13 protein-coding genes are annotated in these 15,100 nt (G+C 73.6%); 9 read left to right on the forward strand and 4 right to left on the reverse strand.

Going from position 1 to position 15,100, the window contains the following annotated elements:
• Window positions 1–50: 50 nt before the first annotated feature.
• Complete coding sequence (locus L3X23_RS18840; RefSeq protein ID WP_237193439.1) at window positions 51–905, reverse strand: alpha/beta fold hydrolase; 855 nt, start codon at window positions 903–905, stop codon at window positions 51–53.
• Window positions 902–1,846 (reverse strand): 3-carboxyethylcatechol 2,3-dioxygenase, encoded by a 945-nt coding sequence (locus L3X23_RS18845; protein WP_255733972.1) that lies wholly within the window; start codon window positions 1,844–1,846, stop codon window positions 902–904. Before L3X23_RS18845 ends, L3X23_RS18840 begins: the two co-directional genes overlap by 4 nt.
• A gap of 112 nt (window positions 1,847–1,958) precedes the next feature.
• On the opposite strand from L3X23_RS18845, the gene L3X23_RS18850 reads away from it, so the two are divergent.
• Window positions 1,959–2,696: a GntR family transcriptional regulator gene (locus tag L3X23_RS18850; protein WP_237193441.1), complete on the forward strand. Its 738-nt coding sequence runs from the start codon at window positions 1,959–1,961 to the stop codon at window positions 2,694–2,696.
• Between the two features lie 7 nt (window positions 2,697–2,703).
• Here L3X23_RS18850 and L3X23_RS18855 read toward each other — a convergent pair whose 3' ends face one another.
• Together L3X23_RS18855 and L3X23_RS18860 are read right to left on the reverse strand one after the other, a co-directional pair.
• Window positions 2,704–3,564, reverse strand: coding sequence for an LLM class flavin-dependent oxidoreductase (locus L3X23_RS18855; RefSeq protein ID WP_237193442.1), 861 nt, complete (start codon window positions 3,562–3,564; stop codon window positions 2,704–2,706).
• A complete protein-coding gene (locus L3X23_RS18860) occupies window positions 3,561–4,841 on the reverse strand; it encodes an LLM class flavin-dependent oxidoreductase (RefSeq protein WP_237193443.1) in 1,281 nt (426 codons plus the stop codon). The genes L3X23_RS18855 and L3X23_RS18860 overlap by 4 nt, the downstream gene beginning before the upstream one ends.
• A gap of 144 nt (window positions 4,842–4,985) precedes the next feature.
• On the opposite strand from L3X23_RS18860, the gene hpaB reads away from it, so the two are divergent.
• The 8 genes from hpaB (at window position 4,986) to L3X23_RS36230 (ending at window position 15,066) form a co-directional block, all read left to right on the forward strand.
• Window positions 4,986–6,452, forward strand: a complete 1,467-nt coding sequence (hpaB, locus tag L3X23_RS18865; protein ID WP_237193444.1) for a 4-hydroxyphenylacetate 3-monooxygenase, oxygenase component — start codon at window positions 4,986–4,988, stop codon at window positions 6,450–6,452.
• Window positions 6,449–6,988, forward strand: coding sequence for a flavin reductase family protein (locus L3X23_RS18870; RefSeq protein ID WP_237193445.1), 540 nt, complete (start codon window positions 6,449–6,451; stop codon window positions 6,986–6,988). The genes hpaB and L3X23_RS18870 overlap by 4 nt, the downstream gene beginning before the upstream one ends.
• Entirely contained in the window at window positions 6,964–8,076 is a 1,113-nt protein-coding gene (locus tag L3X23_RS36655) for an AMP-binding protein (protein ID WP_374204871.1), read from the forward strand. Before L3X23_RS18870 ends, L3X23_RS36655 begins: the two co-directional genes overlap by 25 nt.
• Before the next feature lie 267 nt (window positions 8,077–8,343).
• On the forward strand, window positions 8,344–9,231 hold the full coding sequence (locus L3X23_RS18880) for an alpha/beta fold hydrolase (RefSeq protein ID WP_237193447.1): 888 nt from the start codon (window positions 8,344–8,346) through the stop codon (window positions 9,229–9,231).
• 14 nt (window positions 9,232–9,245) lie between these two features.
• Window positions 9,246–9,653, forward strand: coding sequence for a hypothetical protein (locus tag L3X23_RS18885; RefSeq protein ID WP_237193448.1), 408 nt, complete (start codon window positions 9,246–9,248; stop codon window positions 9,651–9,653).
• 415 nt (window positions 9,654–10,068) lie between these two features.
• The gene (locus L3X23_RS18890; protein ID WP_237193449.1) at window positions 10,069–10,974 is read left to right on the forward strand and encodes an acetaldehyde dehydrogenase (acetylating); all 906 of its coding nucleotides are present in this window, start codon (window positions 10,069–10,071) and stop codon (window positions 10,972–10,974) included.
• Window positions 10,971–11,993, forward strand: a complete 1,023-nt coding sequence (gene dmpG / locus L3X23_RS18895) for a 4-hydroxy-2-oxovalerate aldolase (RefSeq protein WP_237193450.1) — start codon at window positions 10,971–10,973, stop codon at window positions 11,991–11,993. Before L3X23_RS18890 ends, dmpG begins: the two co-directional genes overlap by 4 nt.
• A 214-nt stretch (window positions 11,994–12,207) precedes the next feature.
• A complete protein-coding gene (locus L3X23_RS36230) occupies window positions 12,208–15,066 on the forward strand; it encodes a PEP/pyruvate-binding domain-containing protein (protein ID WP_237193451.1) in 2,859 nt (952 codons plus the stop codon).
• Window positions 15,067–15,100: the final 34 nt, after the last annotated feature.

Here is a 15,100-nt window from a genome sequence, read left to right on the forward strand (position 1 = left end):
GAGCGGGCCGTCCTGCGCCGGGTCCGTGCCCGCCGCGCGACCCCGTCGGGTCAGGACCCCGTCAGGAACTCCAGCGCGAGGGCATTGAACACCTCATGCTGCTCCCACTGCGGCCAGTGCCCCGCGCCCTCGATCAGCTCGAAGCGTGCGTCCGGCATCCCGTTGGCCATGGCCATCCCGGCCGCGGCCGGCCCGGACGGGTCGTCGCTGGTCCACACGACCACCGCGGGGCCCACCACGGCGGCCAGTTCGGCCTCGGTCACCAGGTTGCGCCGGCGGATCTGCGGATCCTGCAGGCACAGCAGATGTCGCATCGACTCGGCGAAACCCTCGCGGGCGTAGATCGCGCGCCGGACGTCGATGAGCTCCTCGGTGACCGACGACGGGTCGGCCATCAGCCACTCCAGGCGCGCCTTGATCCGCTCGTGGCTCGGGTCGTCGGCGGCCGCCTGCGACAGGGTGCGGATCCGCTCCATCACCTCGGGCGTGGCCATCGTGCCGCCGGGCGTGTTGAGCAACACCCGGCCGACGCGCCCGGGACGCGCGGCGGCGTACTTCAGGGCGATCCAGCCGCCGAGCGACTCCCCCGACAGGTGTGCCCGCCGCACGTCGAGCTCGTCGAGCAGCCCGTCCAGATGGGCGAGGTAGTCGGGCATCTCCAGGTCGCGGGTGGTCAGCGTGGTCCACCCGTGGCCCGGGTACTCAAAGGCGATCACCCGGAAGCTGCGGGCGAGCGGCGCGATGTTGTGGGCGTACGCCTCGAGGTGGCCGCCGGTGCCGTGCATGAGCACCAGCGCCTCGCCGGCCCCGGCCTCCAGTACCCGGGTGCGCCACTCACCGACCTGGACGAAACGGATCGAGAACGGGGTGCCCGCCATGGCGGACCAGATCGACGGCAGGCTCACGGCGTGGCCTCCGCGGTGGCGAGCGAGCGCGCCGTGGTGAGGCCGAACCCGGCGATCCACTCCGGGATCGGCGCGTAGAACGACGTCGCCACCCGGTAGTCGCCGCCCGCCCCGAGCGCCGCGTACGCGGCGATCCAGGTGCGCACCTCGTGCGCCGCTCGGCCCGCGTTCGTCACGAACCACTCGTTGGGACGGCCGTCGATCCGGTCCAGGTCGCCGGAGGCAAGAAGGGCCATCAGGTCCGCGTCCCACTGCGGGTTGAGCGGCATGCGGTCCGACTCCCGGGCGGCGGCGACGACCCGGGCCTCGCGGTCCGAGCGCTCCTGTGGCGAGGGGTTGCGGCCCGCGATGAGCCGCTCGGCGACAGCGGGCCCGGCTCCGCGCAGCTGCGGGACCGGCGGATCGTGCGACAGCCCGCCGGAGCCGACGACGAGCACGCGCCGACCGAGCGCCACCACGGCCCGGCCGACGGCGGCGCCGAGCAGGCGGGCCCGGGCCACCGGTCCGAGCGGCTCCGCCGTGCAGTTCACGAACACCGGCACCACCGGCACGGCGTCGAGGCCACCGAACAGCAGCTGCAGGGGCTGGGAGAACGCGTGGTCGACCTGCATGCGCTCGGAGTGGGCGACGTCGACGCCCTGGCGCAGCACCTCGGCGGCGATCCCGCGGGCGGCGTCGGCGTCGACCCGCAGCGGGCCGGCGGGCAGCCCGTAGTCGCCGACCGACGCGGCGGCGGCGGCGATGCAGAACGCGGGCATGACGTCGTGGAAGAAGCCGTTGAAGTGGTCTGGTCCGAACAGGACGACGAGGTCGGGCGCGAAGTCGTCGATGAACGCGCGCGCCTCCCGCATCGCCGCCTCGACCGAGTCGCGCACTCCGGGGCCCGGTTCCGTCCGGCCCATCAGCGGGGTGTGCGACGTCGTGCACAGTGCTACCGGCATCCGCCGCGACCCCCTTTGCTAAAATTCTAGCGTGCCAGCACATCCTACGGTTCGCCGGGCGGCCGGGACAAGGCTGCCGTCGCGTGGCCGGCGCCGCGGATAGGCTGGCGTCGTGACGGCGAGCAGCGACGGCCACCCCTGGGCGGCGCCGGCATCGGGCCACCGGCCCGTCGTGCGCAGCCTCGGCTCGCTGGTCTACGACGGGATCAAGCAGCGCCTGCTCGAGGGCGCCGTCCCGGCGGGGACCCGGCTGCGGGTCGACGAGCTCAAGGCCGCGTTCGGCGTGAGCAAGCAACCGGTGATGGAGGCACTGCGGCGGCTGTCCACCGAGGGCCTCGTCGAGATCATCCCGCAGGTCGGCTGCCAGGTGTGCAGCTATCCGCAGCGCGAAGTCGAGGACTTCTTCCAGCTCTTCGCCGGGATGGAGGGCACGATCACCGAGATCGCGGCCGCGCGCCGGACCGATGCGCAGCTCGCCCGGCTCGCCGAGGTCGAAGGCCGGATCGACGCCCTGCGCGAGGCCGCCGACTCCACGCGGCGCAGTCAGGGCTACCGCGCCCACAACCGCACGTTCCACGCCGTGATCCACGAGATGGCCGGGTCACCGATCCTGGCCGCGACGAGCCAGCGGATGTGGGACCTGAGCGACTTCCTGATCAACACGAACGGCGCGATCACCCCGCTGTCGACGGCGCTGGACCAGCGCCACGCCGACCACGAGCGCATCATCGACGCCCTGCGCGAGCGGGACGGGCCGGCCGCGCGGGAGGCGACGCAAGCGCACATCGTGGGCACCCTGGAGATCATCTGGGACGGCACGGCAGCGGGCGCCGAGGGCCACGGCACCTGAAGCGCGGTCACCGCAGCGCGTCGGCGAGCAGCTCGACCTGGCCGGGGTCCGGGCCGCACGGGTAGAGCACCAGCTCGTCACAGCCCGCCTCCGCCAACTCGGCCACCGCATCGCGAACACCGGAAGCACTGGTCAGCGCCGTCGCGGCGAGATCGAGCGCGGCTTGGCCCGTCACTGCGTAGTACGAGGCCAGGTAGCGTCGGGCACACTCCGGGCCGTCCGCGCCGAGCGCCACGTAGCCCGAGGCCAGCAGCCGGGGCGCGCCGTCGCGCCCGTGCCGTCGCCACGCCTCCCGCACTTCCGACGCCCCCTCGGCGAAGCCGCGGACGCTGCCGGCGATCCAACCGTCGCCGCGCCGGGCGGCCCGCTCGACCGCCCGCGCCGAGCCGCCGCCCACCACGATCAGGGGCGCACCGGCCGACCCCGGACCGACCTCGCCCGCCGACCCCGTCCCGGCCCATGAGCTGCGCAACCCGCCGATGACGGCGTCGAGGCGCCGACCGCGGTCGGCGAACGACGTGCCGGTGGCCGTGTAGTCCCCCGGCCGGGTCCCGACCCCGAGCCCGAGCACGAACCGCCCGCCCGCGAGCGAGTGCAGCGTCGCGGCCTGCTTGGCGAGAAGCGCGGGTTCCCGGGTGGCCCCGAGCACCACGTGCGCCGCGAGCCCGATGCGCTCGGTGACCGCCGCCGCGGCGGCGAGCGTGAGCAGCGGCTCGTGGGAGGCGTACGCGACCCGGTCCAGCGCGGCCAGGCTGGACAGGCCCGCCGCCTCCGCCAGACGGGCACACTCGAGGATCGTTCCCGGCGAGGTGCCGGGCACCGCGGCGGGCAGGCCCACCCCGACCGGGACGCGCCGGGAACCGGTCATCGCGCGAGCAGCGGCGCGTCGGTCCACTTCGGGCTGTCGAACTCCGGGCGCAGCTCCGGCTCGAACCGCTCGAGCTCGATCCCGATCTTGGGCAGCACCTGCTCGACCAGGAGCTCGTTGCTGCGCAGCATCTTGTCGACCGGGGCCGGGCCGACGCCCATCCACAGCACGAGCAACTCGACACCGAAGGCCCCGATCGCCTTTTCCAGCCCGCGGGCGACGGTGTCGACCGAGCCGGTGATGGAGAACCCGCGGTCGACCATCGCCTCGTAGTCGTTCGGTACCGGCCCGTCCTCCCCGGGACGGCGCAGGGCCTCGTTGAACCCGAAGTGGTCGTGCCAGGTCGGCCAGATGAAGCCCAGGGCGTCGCGGCCGATCGCCATGGCCTCCTCGTCGGTGTCGGCGACGACCACGTCGCGGAAGTGGCCGACGTTGCGACCCCAGCCGATCGAGGGGTCCCGGAGCTTGGCCTCCTCGTGGTAGGCGTCGAGACAGGCCTTCACCGTCGCCTCGATGGGGCTGAAGATGATCGGCCAGCCGCCCTCGCGGGCGGCCCAGCGGATGGTGTTGGGGCTGAGCGTGAACGGCACCACCAGCTCGATCGAGCCCGGGTCCTGCAGCGTGTTCGGGGCGATGCCGATCTTCTCCACGGTGCCGCCGTCGCTCACCGTGGTCGGCGCCATCGCCCGCGTGCCGGGATGGTCCCAGGTGATCCCGGCCGGTGGCACCTGCCAGTGCTTGCCCGCGAAGGCGAACTCGCGGTTCTCCCACAGGCCGCGCACGACCTGGTAGGCCTCCTCGTAGAGTTCGCGGTTCTGGGCGTCGTGCTCCGCGTACTGCGGATCCGTCGCGTACGTCGCGACGGCGCCGTTCTTCTGACCGACCGTCGTGACGTGCCGGCTCTGGTAGCCGCGCGCGAACCCCGCGATCATCCGGCCGCCGCTGAAGTGGTCGAGCATGGCCAGGTCCTCGGCGACGAGGACCGGGTTGCGGGCGGGCAGCACGGTCGCCATCTGGGCGATGCGCAGCCGCTCGGTCAGCCCCGCCGCCCACGCGCCGAGCAGGATCGGGTTGTTGGACATCTCGAGTCCCTCGAGATGGAAGTGGTGCTCGGAGAACGCCACGAAGTCGAACCCGAGGTCGTCGAGCTGCCGGACGACGGCGGCGTTCTCGAAGAGCGCGCGCTGGTAGAAGTTCGGGTTCGCGCCCGCATAGCCCTGCCGGTACTGCGCGGGCGTCGCCGCCGCGCTGGGCAGGAGGAAGGATCCCAACCGCATCGTCGGACACCTTTCGCCGTGGAATGCTTGCATGCAATCGACACCGGCGGCAGCCTGTCAAGGCCGCCGCTTGTCCGCGGTCACACCTCGGCGCTACCGTGAGGCACGCTAGCATTCCAGTTGCCGACGTGAAAGGGACCGTCGATGCCTGTCCGCTCCGGTGCGCAGTACGTCGAGAACCTGCAGAAGACGCCGCGCGAGGTGTGGCTGCGCGGGGAACGGGTCGAGGACGTCACCACCCACCCGGCGCTGCGGCGACCGGTCGCGCAGATCGCCGGACTGTACGACCTGCAGCACGATCCGCGGCTCGCCCCCGTGCTCACCGGCGCGGGCCCGGACGGCACGCCGGTCGGCCGCGCGTTCCTGCCCTGCCACACCCAGCAGGACCTGGCGCTGCGGCGGGCGGCCTTCCGGGCGTGGGCCGAGCCGACGCTGGGCCTGATGGGCCGCTCCCCCGACTTCCTCAACACCACGCTGATGGCCTTCGCCGAGTCGTCGGGCGTGTTCGGCAGGCTCGGCGAGCGGTACGCCGACAACATCGTGCGCTACCACGCCCACGTCCGCGACAACGACCTGTTCCTCACCCACGCCCTGATCACCCCGCAGACAGACCGCTCCAAGGGCTCGTCGGAGCAGCAGGAGCAGTTCCTGCACATGGGGGTGGTCTCCGAGTCGGCCGAGGGCCTGGTGGTGCGGGGGGCGCGGATGCTCGCGACGCTCGCCCCGATGGCCGACGAACTGATCATCTACAGCCTGCCCGGCCTGCGGCCGGGAGACGAGCGCCACGCCGTCTGCTTCGCCGTCCCGATCGAGACCCCGGGCCTGCGGCTGATCTCGCGCACCCCCTTCGACGACGGCACGCGCCGCCCGTTCGACCACCCCCTGTCCTCGCACTTCGAGGAGGCCGACTGCCTGGTCGTGTTCGACGACGTGCTCGTGCCGTGGGACCGGGTGTTCCTGCACGGGGACATCGGGCTCGCCAACGCGCTCTACGCCGACACGAACCTGCGCCAGCACACCGCGCACCAGACCGGGGTGCGTGGGCTGGTCAAGCTCCAGTTCGTCACCGGGCTGGCGATGAAGCTGAGCGAGTCGGTCAAGATCGACGGCTTCCTGCACGTGCAGCAGAAGCTCGGGGAGTGCATCGCCGCCGTCGAGCAGGCCCACGCGCTGATCGTGGCGGCCGAGGCGGAGCACGAGACCACCCCCGCCGGTACCGTCCGGCCGCGGTTCAACTCCCTGCAGACCCTGCGGGTCCTGCTGGCCACGCAGTACCCGAAGCTGGTCGAGGTCCTGCAGACGCTCGGCGCGGGTGGCCTGCTGATGATGCCCTCGGCCGAGGACTTCACCTCGCCGATCGGGGCCGACATCGAGCGCTACTACCGGGGAGCGGAGATGTCGGCCGTGGACCGGATCCGGCTCTACAAGCTCGCCTGGGACCTCTGCGGCGACGCGTTCGGCCAGCGCGCCGTGCAGTACGAGCGCTACTACGCGGGCGACCCGGTGCGCATCCTGGCCATGAACTACCTGTCCTACGACAAGTCCGCGTGCTTCGACCTCGTGGACCGGGCGCTCGCGCTGGCCGGCGATCCGGACACCCCGGCCCGGTGACGGGCACCGCACCGATCGACCCCGACCGCTTTCGGCAGGCGTTGGGCCACTTCGCCAGCGGCGTCACCGTCCTCACCACGACGACGGCCGACGGCCCGGTCGGCGCCACCGTCAGCGCGTTCTGCTCGCTCTCGCTGGACCCGCCCCTGGTGCTGGCCTGCGTCGGGCGGGGCCGGTCGATGCACCGGGCGCTGCGCGCGGCCCGCGGGTTCACCGTCAGCATCCTCGCCGCGGACCAGGGTCCGCTGGCCCGCGCGTTCGCCCGGCCCGGCGACCGGTTCGCGGGCGTGGCGCACTCGCCCGGACGGCACGGGCCGGTGCTGGACGGGGCGATCGCCCATCTCGAGTGCGCCCGCCCCGAGATCCGCCGCGGCGGCGACCACGTCGTCGTGGTCGCCGAGGTCGAGGCGCTGGCGACCGGCGGGGGTGAGCCGCTGCTCTACGCCCACGGCGCGTTCCTCGACCTGCCCGGGCCGGACTGGGAGCGCGCCACCGCGTCCGCGCCTCAGGAATGGCTGCTCTCGGCCCCGTGGTGACCCGCCTCCGCCGGGACGGCGGGACCGACACCTGCAGCTTCGGCAGCCTTGTCGAGGCGGTCGGCTCGCTGACAGCCGGCCTGCGCGCGCTCGGCGTCGGCCCGGGCGACCTGGTCGTCACCCGGTTCGGCGAGAGCCCGGTCGCCGCGGTGGTGCACCTGGCAGTCTGGCGCCTCGGCGGCCGGGTCGTGCCCTGCGCCCCCGTCGAGACCGCCCGCGAGCTGCGGTTCATCCTCGAGGACACCGAGCAGGCCGCGGTCATCGGCGGGAGCGAGGACTGCTCGGCGCTGGTGGAGGCCCTCCGCGAGCATCCGCTCCCGGTCACCACGATCGGGCACCCCGAGCCCGTGTCGGGCGGGACGCACACGGTCGCCTCGGTCGACGCAGGTCAACCGACCCACTCGCCGGTACACCCCACCACACCCCTGGACAGCTCCGGCATCCACTACACCGGCGGCACCACCGGCGTGCCCGAGGATGCCTGCGCAACTCACGTCGCCGAGATCGCCCCTGCCGACCTCACCTTCGGCGCGCGCCGCCGGCCCCGCCGACGTCTTCCTTTGCCACGCGCCGATCGGGCACGCGTTCGGCAACGGCGACACGATCAGCTTCCCCTGCGTGCCGGCGCGCGGGCGGTCTACCTCGAAGCGCCGACACCGGAAGCGATGTGGCAGGCCGTCGAGGAGCACGGGGTCTCCCTGCTCGCGGGCGCCGCGACGAGGTACCGAACGATGCTGCGCGCCGCGCCGTCGGGGCCGCAGGGGCGCTGCGTTCGGCCCTGGGCTCGGGCGAGGTGCTCGACCCGCACACCGCCGTGGCCTGGCACCGCGCGGTGGGCGTGCCCCTGCGCAGCGGCGTCGGCATGTCCCCGATGCGCCCCACCTCTTCCTGGAGTCCGGCCGCGACGGCGTCGTTGTCGCACCGGGCCTGTCGGTGGGCTCACCGCTGCCGGGTTACGAGGCCCGCCTGGTCGACCCCGACGGCGAGCCGGTGACCGGCAGCGGCGAGACCGGGCCGCTCGCGGTGCGGGGACCGTCGGGCATCACCTACTGGACCACGGGCAGCCGGCGTCGCCGACCGGGGCCTGACCGCGCGACGGGCCCGCGGCCGGCCTGCCCTTCCGCCGTCGCCCGGCGGTGCCCGACCTGCCCGACGAGATCAGCCTCCGGGCACCTGCGACGGCCGCCACGGAGCTTGTTCACCCTTCAGGGTAGTGCTACTAATAGCCGGCTTCGCGGACATCCCGGGCATGCCGTGCCCGGAATGCCGTCAACCGACATGACCCCACGCACTGCCGCGACCGTCCTCCGCGCCCGCACGGAGGTGAGGCGGCCCAACTGCAGAGGACGGCGCCGATGAGCGCGACGAGCCAGTTCCGCTTCGACGGCAAGGACGGCTTCCCGATCGCGGGATACCGGTGGGAGCCCGACGGCACGCCCGGACGCGGCGTCGTGCAGCTCACCCACGGGCTGGGCGAGCACATCCGCCGCTACGACCACTTCGCCCGCTCGCTGGCCGGTGCGGGGTTCGTCGTGGTCGGCCACGACAGCCGCGGCCACGGCGCGACGATCGCCGACGGCGCGGAGCCGGGCGTGATCGGCGCGGACGGCTGGCGGCGCACGGTGGAGGACCTGGGCGTGCTCGGGGCGCGGATGCGCGAGGAGTTCCCGGGCCTGCCGCTGGTCCTGTTCGGCCACAGCATGGGCTCGATGTCCACCCAGCAGTTCATCGCGGACAACAGCCGCGCGGTCGACGCGGTCATCATGAGCGGAACCGGTGCGCTGGACCTGCTGGAGCCCGCGGTCGACCTGAGCGTCGGCCTCGATTTCGACGCCTTCAACGGCCCGTTCGCCCCGGGCCGGACCGGGTTCGAGTGGCTCAGCCGCGACGAGGCCGAGGTGGACCGCTACGTCGCCGACCCGCTGTGCGGGCACACCTACGACATCGAGGCGGTCAAGGCGGTGTTCGAGGGCGCCCGGCCGCTGGCCGACCCGGCCCGGCTCAGCGGTATCCGTCCCGACCTGCCGATCTACATCACGGTCGGGGACGCCGACCCGGTCAACGCGGAACTCGCGCTCGTCAACGCCCTGGTCGACCGCTACCGGGCCGCGGGTGTCGCCGACGTCGAGCTGCACACCTACCTCGGCGCGCGCCACGAGGTCCTCAACGAGACCAACCGCGACGAGGTCGAGGCCGACATCCTGACGTGGCTCGACCGCGTCGTCCCGGCGTCGGGTCGCTGAGCCCAGGGCCGATCATGATGACGACCCGCCGCATCGCCGCGACGCTCGCTTCCGCTGCTCCGGTGCTCGCCGGGCCGGCGGCCACGCCGGGCGTCGCGGCGGCGGCCGACCCCGGCCCCCCGCTCACCCAGCCCACCGCGCTGATGGCCGACGCGACCTGGTGCGACCCCTCGGTCCAGCCCGGCTCCGGCAAGCAGGCCGTGCTGCTCGTCCACGGCACCGGCATGACCCCCGACGAAGCGTGGGGCCGGAACCACGAACGCGCACCGCGCTCCAGGACTACGGCGGGTGCGCGGTCACACCGCCGGGCGGTCGGCGAGTTCGTCGTGTCCGCCGAGTACACCGTCCATGCGGCGCGCTACCCCTACCGCCAGTCCGGCCGGCCGATCGCGGGCGCATCCATCACAGCCAGGGGGCGCTGAACGCGCGTGGATCGACACGATCTGGCCCGCCGTCGCGCCAAGAGCCACCGACGTCATCGGCCTGGCCGGCCCGAAGCAGGCTCGACGGCCGGGTCACCGGCTTGGGGTCGGACCTGGTAGAGACGCACCGCGCACTCACGCAGCTCGTCAGGGTACTTCGTCGGTGCTGCCCTGGAGACTCCTTACACGGCCCTTCGGCCATGATCGTCGATCTCCGAGCGAGCGGGGGAACCTCACCACTCGAAGCCGGTGCGGCCGGGGGCCACCGGCGCACGGAACGCGTCGAGGTCGAGGGGGAGGTACCGGCTGCTCGACCACCCGGCCGGGGCAACGTTCCGGGAGCGGGCGGGCGGTGTTCCGCTGAGCTGAACACGGAACTTGGTCCTCTCGACCGAGGGGCCCGAGACTGCGGTTCATGAGCCCTCACACGGTGACGGCGGCGATCGTGGGCCCCGGCAACATCGGCACCGATCTGCTGGCCAAGCTGCGCCGGAGCAGCCTGATCGACGTCCGGTACATGGTCGGGGTGGTGGAGTCCGACGGCCTGGCGCGGGCGCGGGCGCAGGGGATCGCCGCGAGCGCCGAGGGTGTCGACTGGCTGCTGCGTCAGGACCCGCTGCCGGAGATCGTGTTCGAGGCGACCTCGGCGAAGGCCCACCAGGCCAACGCGCCGCGCTACGCCGAGGCGGGCATCCAGGCCGTCGACCTGACCCCCGCCCACCTCGGGCCGATGGTCTGCCCCCCGGTGAACCTGCGCGACCACATCGACGCACCGAACGTCTCGATGATCACCTGCGGCGGCCAGGCCACCATCCCGATGGTGTACGCCGTCTCCCGGGTCACCGCGGTGCCGTACGCGGAGATCGTCGCATCGGTGGCCTCGCGCGGAGCGGGGCCCGGGACGAGGGCGAACATCGACGAGTTCACGCACACGACCTCGGGCGCCGTCGCCGAGGTCGGCGGGGCCGCGCGGGGCAAGGCCATCATCATCCTGAACCCGGTCGAGCCGCCGATGATCATGCGGGACACCGTGTTCTGCATGATCGACGCCGACGCCGACCGGGCCGCGATCACCGCGTCGGTCCACGAGATGGCCCTGGAGGTCCAGCAGTACGTGCCGGGCTACATGTTGCGCGCCGAGCCCCAGTTCGACGAGCCCCGCGACTCGTGGGGCGGACACGCCCGGGTGGCGGTGTTCCTGGAGGTGAAGGGAAACGGCGACTATCTGCCGCCCTACGCGGGCAACCTCGACATCATGACGGCCGCCGCGGCCCGCGTGGGTGAGCTGATGGCGCAGGCCAAGATCGGAGCGACCGCATGAGGCCCGAGCTGGACCACGATGTCCGGATCATCGACACGACCCTGCGCGACGGGTCGCACGCCATGGCGCACCAGTTCACCGAGACCCAGGTACGGGACACCGTCCGCGCGCTCGACCAGGCCGGCGTGGAGGTCATCGAGGTGACCCACGGCGACGGGCTGGGCGGCTCGTCGTTCAACTACGGGTTCAGTCACACCGACGAGATGACCTTGATCGCCGCGGCGCGCGAGGAGGCCCGGCAGGCGAAGATCGCGGTGCTCCTGGTGCCGGGGATCGGGACCGTGCGAGACCTCGAGCGGGCCCGCGACGCGGGCGCCGACATGGTCCGCGTCGCCACGCACTGCACCGAGGCGGACGTCTCCCCGCAGCACTTCGCCGCCGCCCGCGACCTCGGCATGGAGACCGCCGGGTTCCTGATGATGGCCCACCGCACCTCGCCCGAGGACCTGGCGAAGCAGGCGCGGATCATGGTCGACGCGGGCTGCCAGGCACCGTACGTCACCGACTCGGCCGGCGCGCTGCTCATGCACGAGGCGAAGGCGCGGTTCGAGGCCCTGGTGGCCGAGGTGGGCGACGAGGCGTGGGTCGGCTACCACGGGCACCAGAACATGAGCTTCGGCGTGGCGAACTCGGTGATCGCCCAGCAGGTCGGGGTCCGTTACATCGACGGCTCCCTGTGCGCTCTCGGTGCGGGCTCCGGAAACTCGCCGACGGAGGTCCTCGCCGCAGTGTTCGACCGGCTCGGCGTGGACACCGGGCTCGACGTGATGGGCCTGCTGCACGCCGCCGAGGACGTCGTGCGCCCCTACCTGACCCGGTGGCCCAAGATGGACCGCAACGCCATCGTGCAGGGCTGGGCGGGGGTCTACTCCTCGTTCCTGCTGCACGCCGAGACCGCGGCCGAGCGGTACAAGGTGCCCGCCCACGAGATCCTGCGCCGCTGCGGGGAGCTGGGACTCGTCGGCGGCCAGGAGGACATGATCATCGACGTCGCGATCCAGCTGGCGGACGCCCGGTGACCGACGTCGGCCACGTCCCCGACGGCGTGGCGGAGCGCGGCGGGGAGCGCTCCGACCCCGTCACCCCCTGGACGCGGCGGCCGCGGGCCTCGGAGGCGATGGGCTCAGCGCGAGGGCGGTCACCGAGAACCGTCCCCTGACGCCTCGGTCCGCATCACCAGAGTCGGCTCGCCTCGCGAGCCCGCAGGATTCGGAGCCGGTCGAGGTGCCTTCGGTGTCGGTGGGCGAGTACGTCGGTGAGTGGTACCCGGGATTCCGTCCCGAGTTCCTGGACGCGCCGTCGCCCGTCGACGGGGCCGCTCCGTTCCGGGACGAGGACGCGGGCTCGTTCTGGTTCCTCGACTTCCACTGGTCGCGCGGCCTGACCCCGCTGGCCGCGGCGACGTGGGGCCAGGACGGGTACTGCTCCGGCACGCAGGTCGCCGCGGACCGGATCCCCCTGCCGGGCGGGCGCGGCATCACCTGCCGGTTCGCCGGTACCCACGTGTACGGCTCGCCGCTGCCGGAGCCCGACCCGGGCGCCGCCCGGCTCCGCGCCGCTCAGCTGGCCGCGACGCTGCCCGGGCGGCTGCGCGACCACGACCGTGCCTGGCGGGCCGCGCGGGACGAGCTGCAGCGCGGGTGGGACGGGTTCCAGGCGCTCGACCTGCGACGGGTCGGCGACGGGCGGATCGCCGAGCTCCTCACCTGGGCCCGGGCCTACCACCGGCGCGCCATGGAGATCCACTTCGAGACGATGTACCCGCTGCTGCTGAACTACCTGTCCTTCCGCGACCTGTGCGCGCGGCTCGGCATCGACCCCGCCGGAGTCGGCAGGTTCCTGCAGGGCACGGACACCAAGATCATGGAGACCGACCGCGCCCTCGCCGAGCTGGCCGGCTCGGCCCGGCGGGTCGGGCTGCGCGAGGTGTTCGCCGAGCACGGCGGCACGACCGTCCGCGGCGCGCTCTCGACCCGCGGGGGGGCGGCATCCGCGTGGCTGACCTCGTTCGACGACTTCCTGCGCGTCCACGGCCACCGCCAGGAGGCGACCTGCGACGTGGGCGTCCCGAGCTGGGCGGAGGACGACCGGATCCCGCTCGACCTGGTCCGCGGCGCCGTCCTGGCCGACACACCCCACGACTACGCCGCGGCGGCCCAACGCGCCCTCGCCGACCGGGACGCCGCGGTCGACGAGGCCCGGTCCGGGCTCACCCGACAGGAGCTCTCCGCCTTCGACGCCGGTCTGGCCGCCAACCGCGCCGCGAACTTCCCCTGGTGGCAGGACGACCACAACCACTACATCGACCTCCGGGTCATGATCCCGCTGCGCCGGGTCTGCCTCGAGCTCGCCGCCCGGGTCGGCGCGGACCGGCACGACGACATGGTCTTCCTGTTCTGGCCCGAGCTGCTGTCCGTGGCCGGTGGCCGCGGGCTCACGCGCGAGCTGCGCTCGCTGGTCGTCGAACGGCGTGCCTACTTCGAGCACTGGGCCGGGCTGCGCGCCACGATGCCCAAGGTGCTGGGCACGCTGCCCGACGTGATCGACGACCCGATCCTGCTGGAGGTCTTCGGGCTGGGGCCGACCATGCTGGAGTCGCTGGCTCCGCGGGAGCGGGGCGCGGAAGGCGAGGAGTGGAACCCGCTCACGCTCCGAGGGCTGGGCGCGTCCGCGGGTACCGCCGTCGGCATCGCCCGGGTGCTGCGCTCGACCGACGAGGTGCACCGGCTCGAACCCGGTTCCGTGCTGGTGTGTGAGTCCGTCACCCCCAGCTGGACGCCGACGTTCGCGGTCATCTCCGCGGCCGTCTGCGACAGTGGCGGGACGCTGAGCCATGCCGCGATCGTGGGCCGGGAGTACGGGATCCCGACCGTCACCGCGGTCGGGACCGCCACCACGGCCATCGCCGACGGCGACCTCGTCGAGGTCGACGGCACCACGGGCACGGTGACCGTGCTCGGACGGACCGGTGACCCCGTGCACGGGCACCGCACCGGGCCCCGCACCGCCCGGCGGGCTCCGGCCCGCGCCCGACCGCGCGAGACGGGCGGCGCGATCGCCGTGGCGGGACGCGACATCGTGTGGCTCGACGACGCGGAGACCCCGGCCCCGCTCGTCGGCACGAAGATGGCGCGGCTGTCCGACCTGCTGCGGGCCGGGGTGGCGCCGGTGCCCGACGGCTTCACCGTGACCACCGCGGCGTTCGCCACGCACCTGGCCCGGTCCGGGCTCGGCGCCGCGCTCCGCGACGTGTTCGCCAGGGTCGGTACCGAGCCGGCGGCCGCGGCTGCCGCGGCCCGCGACCTCGTGCTGCGGACCCCGGTCGCGGAGTCGCAGGCCGCGGCGGTGCGAGCCGCCTACGCCGCGCTCTCCCAGCGCGGCGAACGCCGCGAGCTGCCCGTCGCGGTGCGCTCCTCGGCACCCGCCGAGGACGGCTCCGACGCGAGCTTCGCCGGGATGCACGAGACACTCCTCGGTGTCACCGGAGCCCAGGATGTCCTCGACGCGGTCCGGGCGAGCTGGGCGTCGCTGTTCACCGAACGCGCGGTCGCGTACCGCCGCTCGATCGCCGGCGGGCCGCTCGACCCGGCAGGGTGGGCGACCGCCGTCGGCGTCCAGCGCCTGCTCGACGCGCGGTCGTCGGGGGTGGCGTTCTCCGCACACCCGGTGACCGGGGCCCTCGACCGGGCCGTCGTCGAGGCGACCTGGGGGTGGGGCGAGGCGCTGGTCGGTGGGCTCGTCGACCCCGACCACGCCGAGCTCGACACCTCCGACGGGCGACTGCTGCGCTACTCGGTGGCCGAGAAGGCGACCCGCTCCACCCCGGACCTCGCGACCGGGCGGATGCACGCGTCACCGATGCCGCCCGAACTCGCCCGCGGGCGAGTCCTCGACACCGAGGAGATCGGCGCCGTCGGCGCCCTGGCCGCCGCCGTCGCTCACCACCTCGACGCCCCGGCCGACGTCGAGTGGGTGGTCGAGCAGGGTCGTGGACCCGGCGGACCGGTGCACGTCGTGCAAGCCCGACCCATGACGGCGACCGGACCACCGCCACGCCACGACCCGGCCGGCTGGGCGAGCGGGAACCGCTGACCCACGGGAGCCCGCGGGTCGGCGGGACCCGCGG

Source organism: Pseudonocardia sp. WMMC193 (genome assembly GCF_021728735.1).
GTDB classification, from domain to species: Bacteria; Actinomycetota; Actinomycetes; order Mycobacteriales; family Pseudonocardiaceae; genus Pseudonocardia; species Pseudonocardia oroxyli.

Bases quoted from the DNA above. Each gene is read 5' to 3' on its own strand.
- L3X23_RS18845 (WP_255733972.1), bottom strand. From the start codon at position 1,846: ATGCCGGTAGCACTGTGCACGACGTCGCACACCCCGCTGATGGGCCGG.
- L3X23_RS18855 (WP_237193442.1), bottom strand. From the start codon at position 3,564: ATGACCGGTTCCCGGCGCGTCCCGGTCGGGGTGGGCCTGCCCGCCGCG.
- L3X23_RS18860 (WP_237193443.1), bottom strand. From the start codon at position 4,841: ATGCGGTTGGGATCCTTCCTCCTGCCCAGCGCGGCGGCGACGCCCGCG.
- hpaB (WP_237193444.1), top strand. From the start codon at position 4,986: ATGCCTGTCCGCTCCGGTGCGCAGTACGTCGAGAACCTGCAGAAGACG.
- L3X23_RS36655 (WP_374204871.1), top strand. From the start codon at position 6,964: ATGGCTGCTCTCGGCCCCGTGGTGACCCGCCTCCGCCGGGACGGCGGG.
- L3X23_RS18880 (WP_237193447.1), top strand. From the start codon at position 8,344: ATGAGCGCGACGAGCCAGTTCCGCTTCGACGGCAAGGACGGCTTCCCG.
- L3X23_RS18885 (WP_237193448.1), top strand. From the start codon at position 9,246: ATGATGACGACCCGCCGCATCGCCGCGACGCTCGCTTCCGCTGCTCCG.
- L3X23_RS18890 (WP_237193449.1), top strand. From the start codon at position 10,069: ATGAGCCCTCACACGGTGACGGCGGCGATCGTGGGCCCCGGCAACATC.
- dmpG (WP_237193450.1), top strand. From the start codon at position 10,971: ATGAGGCCCGAGCTGGACCACGATGTCCGGATCATCGACACGACCCTG.